5 protein-coding genes are annotated in these 7,340 nt (G+C 68.5%); 1 reads left to right on the top strand and 4 read right to left on the bottom strand.

All coding sequences use genetic code 11. The features are described 5' to 3' along the window. Positions 1-63 precede the first annotated feature (63 nt). Complete coding sequence (hisD, locus tag MJ785_RS08100; protein WP_239380309.1) at positions 64-1,359, top strand: histidinol dehydrogenase; 1,296 nt, start codon at positions 64-66, stop codon at positions 1,357-1,359. Here hisD and MJ785_RS08105 read toward each other — a convergent pair. Genes MJ785_RS08105 through MJ785_RS08120 form a run of 4 tightly spaced genes read right to left on the bottom strand, consistent with a single transcriptional unit; the run spans position 1,319 to position 7,138 of the window. Beyond that, complete coding sequence (locus MJ785_RS08105) at positions 1,319-3,022, bottom strand: AMP-binding protein (RefSeq protein ID WP_239309011.1); 1,704 nt, start codon at positions 3,020-3,022, stop codon at positions 1,319-1,321. The genes hisD and MJ785_RS08105 overlap by 41 nt on opposite strands. After that, complete coding sequence (locus MJ785_RS08110) at positions 3,019-6,228, bottom strand: FAD/NAD(P)-binding protein (protein ID WP_239380311.1); 3,210 nt, start codon at positions 6,226-6,228, stop codon at positions 3,019-3,021. Before MJ785_RS08110 ends, MJ785_RS08105 begins: the two co-directional genes overlap by 4 nt. Next, positions 6,225-6,677: a cobalamin B12-binding domain-containing protein gene (locus tag MJ785_RS08115; RefSeq protein ID WP_239346753.1), complete on the bottom strand. Its 453-nt coding sequence runs from the start codon at positions 6,675-6,677 to the stop codon at positions 6,225-6,227. The genes MJ785_RS08110 and MJ785_RS08115 overlap by 4 nt, the downstream gene beginning before the upstream one ends. Continuing rightward, a complete protein-coding gene (locus MJ785_RS08120) occupies positions 6,674-7,138 on the bottom strand; it encodes a cupin domain-containing protein (RefSeq protein ID WP_239346752.1) in 465 nt (154 codons plus the stop codon). Before MJ785_RS08120 ends, MJ785_RS08115 begins: the two co-directional genes overlap by 4 nt. Positions 7,139-7,340: the final 202 nt, after the last annotated feature.

Genomic DNA, 7,340 nt, shown 5'->3' on the forward strand with positions numbered 1-7,340 from the left:
GGAGGCCACCGGAGCTGGAGGCCATGGAGGCCACCGGATCCGGGTGGCGATACTCTCCTCATCGTGCTGAGAGAACTCGATCTGCGGGGAACCCTTCCCTCGCCGGTGCGGCTGCGTGGGCTGCTGCCCCGCGCGGCCCTGGACGTCGACGCGGCCTTGGACGCGGTTCGTCCTGTCTGTGACGATGTGCGTGACCGTGGTGACGCCGCGGTCCTCGACGCGGGCGAGCGCTTCGACGGGGTGCGCCTGGACGCGCTGCGGGTTACGCCCGCCGCGCTCACCGACGCGCTTGCGCACATCGGCACGGCCGTCCGGGACGCCCTGGCGGAGGCGATCCGCCGTACCCGGCTGGTCCATCGCGCGCAGTGCCGTGAACCGGTGACCGTCGAGGTGGCGCCGGGTACCCGGGTCACCGAACGCTGGATCGCGGTGGAGCGGGTCGGTCTGTACGTGCCGGGTGGGCGGGTCGCCTACCCGAGCAGCGTGGTGATGAACGTCGTGCCAGCGCAGGAGGCTGGTGTGGCTTCGCTTGCCGTGGCCTCGCCGCCACAGCGGGAGTTCGGTGGGCTGCCCCATCCGGTCGTTCTTGCCGCTTGCGCGCTACTGGGTGTGGACGAGGTGTACGCGGCGGGTGGCGCGCAGGCGATCGCGATGTTCGCGCATGGAACAGCCAGCTGCCCGGCTGTGGACGTGGTGACCGGGCCGGGCAACATCTACGTGACCGCGGCCAAGCGGCTGCTGCGTGGCCTGGTCGGGGTGGATGCCGAGGCCGGGCCGACCGAGATCGCGATTCTCGCCGACCATACCGCGGATCCCGCGTACATCGCGGCCGATCTGGTGTCGCAGGCCGAGCACGATCCGATGGCCGCCTGTCTGCTCGTCACCCCGTCCATCGAACTGCGCGACGCGGTCGTGGTCGAGCTGTCCAAGCGGGTGCCGGTGACCCGCCATCGCGAGCGGGTGGAGGCTGCCCTGGCCGGTCAGGGCGCGGTGGCTGTGGTCGATGATGTGGATGCGGGCCTGACCGTGGTCAACGCCTGGGCCGCCGAGCATCTGGAGATCCAGACCGTGGACGCGGCCACGGTCGCGGCCCGGGTCCGTAATGCCGGGGCTGTGTTCGTCGGGCCGTGGGCGCCGGTGTCGCTCGGTGACTATCTCGCCGGTTCCAACCATGTCCTGCCGACGGGCGGCACCGCCCGGCACAGCGGCGGGCTCGCGGTGGCCGCTTTTCAACGGCAGGTCCACGTAGTGGAGTGCGACCGTGCGGCGCTCGCCCAGGTGGCTCCCTGGATCGCCGCGCTCGGTGGCGCTGAGGATCTCATCGCTCACGTCGACGCGGTGGAGGCGCGTCTGCGTTGACCGGGGCGGCGGGCTCGGCCACCAGCTGGCGGCGACGGACCTTACCGGACATGGTCCGTGGCAACCGGTCGGTGAACCGCACTGACCGGGGGCAGAGGCCGGCGCTCAGATGCCGCGCCGCGTGGGTGAGCAGCGTCGCCTCCAGCGCGCTGCCCGGCTGGTGGCCCAGGGCTGGGACAACCACGGCCTGCGCGACCGTACCGCCCGTCGGGTGAGCCAGCGGCACGACCGCGACATCGGTGACAGCGGGATGCAGCCGCAGCACGGATTCGATCTCGTACGGAGAGATCCTCCGGTCGAACGACTTGAACATCTCGTCACGGCGTCCAAGCAGGCGAATCCATCCGTCCGGGCTCATCTGCGCCATGTCCCCGGTGCGGTATCTGCCGCCAGCCCGGATGCCAGCGGTTCGCTCGGCGTCGTCGAGGTAGCCGGCCATCACACCGACCGGCCCCGTCGCCAGGTCTACGCACAGCTCGCCGCATCCGGCGGCATCGGGATCTTCCAAGGTGATCTGGTAACCCGGGAGCGGTTTGCCAACCCAGCCCGGTCGTGGCCGCAGCCCGGGTGTGGTGCCGACCAGGGCGGTCGTCTCAGTCTGGCCGTAACCATCACGGACCGGCACCTGCCACGCGCCGCGGATGGCGTCGGCGAGATCAGGTTCAAGCGGCTCGCCGGCACTGAGCGCCTCACGCAGCGCCGGGCGTGCCGACCGCAGATACGGGCGCATCCCGCGCCATACGCTCGGCGGCGCGCAGAAGGTGTCGATACGCAGCTCCACGAGCAGGCCTGGCAGCCCTCCCAGCATGAGTGTTTCCGCACGCGGCGCGACGACCGTGGCTTCGGCGCTCCAGGGGACAAAAAGACTGCTCCATGAATGCTTGGCCCAGCCGGGGGCGGAGATGTTCACATGTCTGTCCCCGGGAAGAAGGCCATTCCAGTACATGCTGGACAGATGCCCGACGGGATAGCTGCTGTGGGTGTGGGCCACCAGCTTCGGGCGGTCGGTTGTACCAGAGGTGAAATAACAGAAGGCGACATCGTCCGCTGGAGTCGGCGCGGCCGGGGTGAATGCCGTCGCCGCGGACAGGCTGTCGTCATAGGAGGCCCAGTTCGGAACATCACCGGGAACGGCTATCCGGACGCCGGGGAGAGTGATTCCGTCGAAACGCCCGGCGGTGTCCGCGCGGCAGACCAGATGGCGAATTCTTCCGCGGCTGACACGGTCGGCGGCTTCCGGTGCGGTCAGGTTCGGATAGGTGGGGATGAGCACCGATCCGAGCTTGAGACAGGCGAGCACGCACTCCCACAGCTCCCGCTGCTGGCCAAGGACGATCATCACACGGTCTCCCCGCGCGACACCGAGGCCCCGCAACCAGTTCGCGGTCGCGTTGGAACGGGCCGACATCCGCGCATAGCTGACCGTGGCTGTGTCACCATTCGGGTCAAACAGCTCGAGAGCGGGCCGGTCGTTGTCCCGCGCCACGACGTCAAACCAGTCGAGCGCCCAGTTGAACGTGGCCGGGCGCGGCCACGCGAACGCGGCGCGGGCGGCATCGTGATCAAGTCTCAGGCGGATGAGGACATCCCGGGCGGCACGAAACCACTCGGTCGCTCCGGCCGGGTCCGCGCGGGGGCTGTCCGGCACATGTGTCGTGGTCATGGCCGGCTCGTCGGTATGAACGGCTGCCGGCTGGTCACATCCGCGGGTGACGCCAGCACGTCGCCGGCTATGCTGTCCGCGTCCGCCATGAACTCACCCCATGGGCCAGGCCGGCTGCTGCCGACCTGGGTGAACCACCGGGTATGTTCGGACGGAATACCGAGAACATACAGCCCGGGCTGTGGCACACCATTCCCGCCAACGGGGTGGAAGGGCGCGCCGGTCACCCAGACACCGCCGGTGTCATAGGATTTTCCCGCTCCGCTGTTTATATAGCTGGTGAATGTCCCGGTTCGCACCAGCTGACGCAGCAGCGGTGACTGCGCGCGCCGCAGATCCGGCTCGGGAATCCGGGCGTCAATCACCGCGTCCAGCCGGACGCGGGCACCCTCGACCTGTTCGGAGTCCGCGAAGAAACAGCCTTCGGTGTCATCGATGTCGAAGACGGCCGCGGGCCCGACAACACGTAGCACACCGCAGCGCATGAGCGCGAGGAACTGGCGCAGCCGTATGAAAGGCGGTCCCGTCGACACGAGGGAACATATGGGCGCGAACCAGCCGAGGAAGTCCTCGCGATGGGACGCTGGTGTCAGGCCGGCATAGCTCACCGCTGCCCGGATAACGGAGCGGACGTCTCGCAGGACGTCGAGCGCGGCCTTCACCGGTCCGTCGACGTTACCCAGTTCGGCGGCAGCGACATCGGCTCGGATAAATTCAGCGAGGGCTTCCTGGAAAGCCTGCGGACTGGTGAACCGCCGGCCCGCGAACGGCCGGGCGCACTGCGGGAGGTCCAGTTTCGGCAGATCGCCGACGTCGAAACGGCATGCCTGCGCGGACAGGGCCTCCCGCGGTGGCGTGTCGCGGGCCGAGATGATTACGGCATCGCTGAACATGGCGGCGATTTCAGCGCCGAACCGGTTGCGGATCTCGGTGGCGTAGTAGACCAGCTCGACTTCGGCCAGGAGCCAGGGCAGGACGTCCTCGCGAAAGTCCAGCTGTCCCCGCCGGCGCGCCGCTGTGATTCTTCGCAGCGTGAACAGGCGTGGCTGGTAGGCATGATCGAAGCTCTTTTGGTTACGTCCCCGTGCGGCGACTGGAACACCACCGCGCGAGCCGGCGACGATGAACGGCTCCCGCCCGCTCGGCATATAACGCAGCTCATCGGGGCCGCACACGAAACGGCCGCCCCGGCCCACCGTCAGCCACGCCGTGACGTCGTGGAAGGCCAGTCCCAGCCCGATTACCCCCACCGTTGACGCGGCCGGGAGCGTATCGAGAGCCATATCCGCCGCCGAGTCGGCTCGGACGTACCGGGCGCCGCCGCGGGTGGCGAATACCGACAGGCGGCGCTGGTTTTCGTCCAGCTCCGGCAGGGTATGACCGGTACAGATGACAACCCGATCGGCAAATATCTCGGTTCCGTCCGCCAGCCCCAACCGGAACTGTCCGTCGTGTTGCCGGTCGAGGCTGTCCACACGCCCGCGGACACCGACGAAGCGGATGCCGGCAGGCAGGCTGTTCCGCACCGCGTCGAGGACGAAACACAGGTATTGCCCGTAGCTCTGGCGGGGCGCGTACCCGTACGGATCCGCGTTCTGCGCACCGGACGCGCACCACCATTCCCCGAAGCTCGGTCCCGCTCCAGGCCGGGGCGGGCCGCTGTCAGGCGGGCCCGAGAACATGGTCACCTCGCCGGCGGGTGTGTTCATCAGCAACCACTCGGGCTGATCAGGCCGCCATATCCGGCCGGCACCGACGTGTTCCTGGTCGATCGCGTACAGTTCGATGCCGCGGATCGGTCGGGTGTCCGCGCAGCGGGCCGCGATCCTCTCGATCACGGCTGTGCCTCGGGGCCCGGTACCGATCACCGCGATCCGCAGTGGCCGGGGCGATCCAGGCACCGCCACAGTGGCCGCCGCCTGCTGAGCGGCACGATCGTTTTTTCGGGCGGTGTAGGAGAGCATCTCCAGCAGCTGGCCCGCGCTTATCGCCGTGCTTGTCGCCGTCGTCGCCGACGGGTGCTGGTTCGGCAGCGGAAGCCCCCCGACCTCGGCCCAGCGCAGCCGACCGTCAGAGGCAATCATGGACCGGGCGATTCCCGGGTTGTCAGCGTGCAGGCAGAACGGCACATCCAACAGCCCGTGCGCGAAGGCGCGCAGCAGCGCCTGGCCGATGTCGTCGCACAGGCCCACAACAGCGTCGACAATGCGTTTGGCCTCGTCGAACACCTCCCCGTAGTCCACCTCGGACAGGGTCGGCAGGCCGGCCGCCTCACGCGCGATGCCAGCGCGCAGGGCGGCGGCCGTCAGGGCCGAGATGTTCTCCGGCACCGCCGGTATGCGATGCGCCTCGGCCGCTGTCTTGACTATCAGCCGTTCCGCGCCCCCGCACACCGCGATGTCGACGCTGCTTTCCAGCAGGCGCCGCGCGCCAGCGGCGCTGGCCGGGTAGACACCCATATAGGTGTAAAGCACGATGTGTGACTCGACATCCGGCGGAAGCAGGGCCGTGGCCAGATGGCGTAGCGCGGCCAGCGCCTCGATGTCCTGCACGGGGTGGGTCTGCTGGGCGTAGCTGAGCGAGATGCTGTCCACACCATGCTCGACGAAGAAGAGCGCTTCCAGCAGGCTCATCGCGACCAGCAGGGACGGCGGGCACAGCTGGCCCATCAGGCATCCACCGAAGGTCTCCAGATGCGCTCGGAGCCCGGCCGTCCGACAACCGGCGGCGAACTGGCGCGTGGCGGTCCTCCACTGGCGCACCGACCGGGCCAGTGGGGTCCGTCCATAGGGGAGGCAGTAGGACACCGGACCGCCTTCGGTCGCGGACAGACCGGCCAGGAGCATGTTCGTGAAGATCTCGGCTGGCGCGGCTGACCCGTGCCGGACCTGGACGGGAATCTTTCCACGGGCGGCCGTGACCACCATCGCCGTGATGCGCGGACCGTGCGCGACGATGGGAAAGCCGTTCAGGGACTCGCCGCCCGCGGCCAGCGCCCGCTGGGCCGCCGCATGATCGCCGATCCGGGTGTAGCTGTCGAGCGTGATCGTGCCGACGGTGGGCGCATCGATGGAACCGACCGCCTGGATGCCGGCGGCCATCTGTGCCGGGTCGGGCATGCCCATACGCGGCTGGACAACCAGCCGGCCGGCAGCCGCGTGGAATCGAACGTAGGAACCGAGGTCCGCCGGCAGCAGGAGGGTCATGCCGCACCTTTCCCCAGCTCGGCTCGGGTACCGAGGGCCAGCAGGAGACCGGGCAGAGTTCGGGGGTCGGTCCGCTCGTCGCACACGGTGTCGAATCCGGCGTCGAGGAGCTCGGCCGATATTCCTTTTCCAGCGTCCCCGTGTATTCCCAGCCGCCCTCCGATGATGGCCGGTATATATCGGGTGGATGGCGCTGTCCGGATCTGGCGGATCAGCCGTGCCCCGTCCATCCGCCCGTGGCCGTTCACGGTACTGACGACCAGGGCATCGGGCCGGAGCGCCGTGATGGAGGACAGCACGAGGTCGTCCGGTACGCACGGGCCGAGATTGTGAACCTGGTAGCCCGCCTCTTCGAGAAGGAGATGCAGGAATACCAGATTCCAGGTGTGGGAGTCTGAGGAGACAGTGGTCAGCAGCACCTGCCGGCTCGGTATGGTGGGCGTGTTCACCGGACGATCGATTCCTCGGCCGTCGAGGCAGCCGGACGTGCGTGGGTGCCTGTCGTGGCGGTCTCGGCCGTGTTCCTGATCTCACCCGCCGACGGCTCTCTCGCCACCGCGGGCTTGCTGCGGATCGCCAGTACCGTGCAACCCAGCCTGCTGGACATCTGATGCCGCGTTCCCGGGCCTTCGACCACCAGGTCACCGGCGCTGAACGACCGCCCGTCGCTGCGGTCGAGGGTGCCGTCGAAGACGAGCATCAACTCGTAGCCAAGGTGCTCGTGGAAATCTCCGTGCGCGCCGGGGGGAAATCGTAAAAGCAGCCCGGCGGAGTCCTCACCGCCATCGTCCGGAGCCCACAGGATGTGGTGTTCGACCCCGGCTCGTCCCGGCTCCACCCATGGAGTCCAGGTGAGTTCGGACATCTCGAAGCCGCTGCGGAAGACGTTCCTGACAACGTGATCATGCATGACCTGGCCCTCCGTCGGTGCTCTGCCGCGGACTACGGCGCGTTTCGGAAGTCGTCGTTTGATCGGGGAGCCGCGTTCAGGTGGTTGCTGGCAAGGGCACGGGCTACCCCGATACCGGATGAGTGGTATATGGGATGGCTGAGAACGCGGCCAGGGCCGCCTGGGCATGGCGAACCGGACAGGCGGCTTTCGAAACACGCTC

The sequence above is a fragment of the Protofrankia sp. CiT1 genome, from assembly GCF_917627335.1.
In the GTDB taxonomy this organism is placed as follows: domain Bacteria; phylum Actinomycetota; class Actinomycetes; order Frankiales; family Frankiaceae; genus Protofrankia.

Coding starts and splice junctions, on each gene's coding strand:
- MJ785_RS08105 (WP_239309011.1), bottom strand. CDS start 3,022: ATGACCACGACACATGTGCCGGACAGCCCCCGCGCGGACCCGGCCGGA.
- MJ785_RS08110 (WP_239380311.1), bottom strand. CDS start 6,228: ATGACCCTCCTGCTGCCGGCGGACCTCGGTTCCTACGTTCGATTCCAC.
- MJ785_RS08120 (WP_239346752.1), bottom strand. CDS start 7,138: ATGCATGATCACGTTGTCAGGAACGTCTTCCGCAGCGGCTTCGAGATG.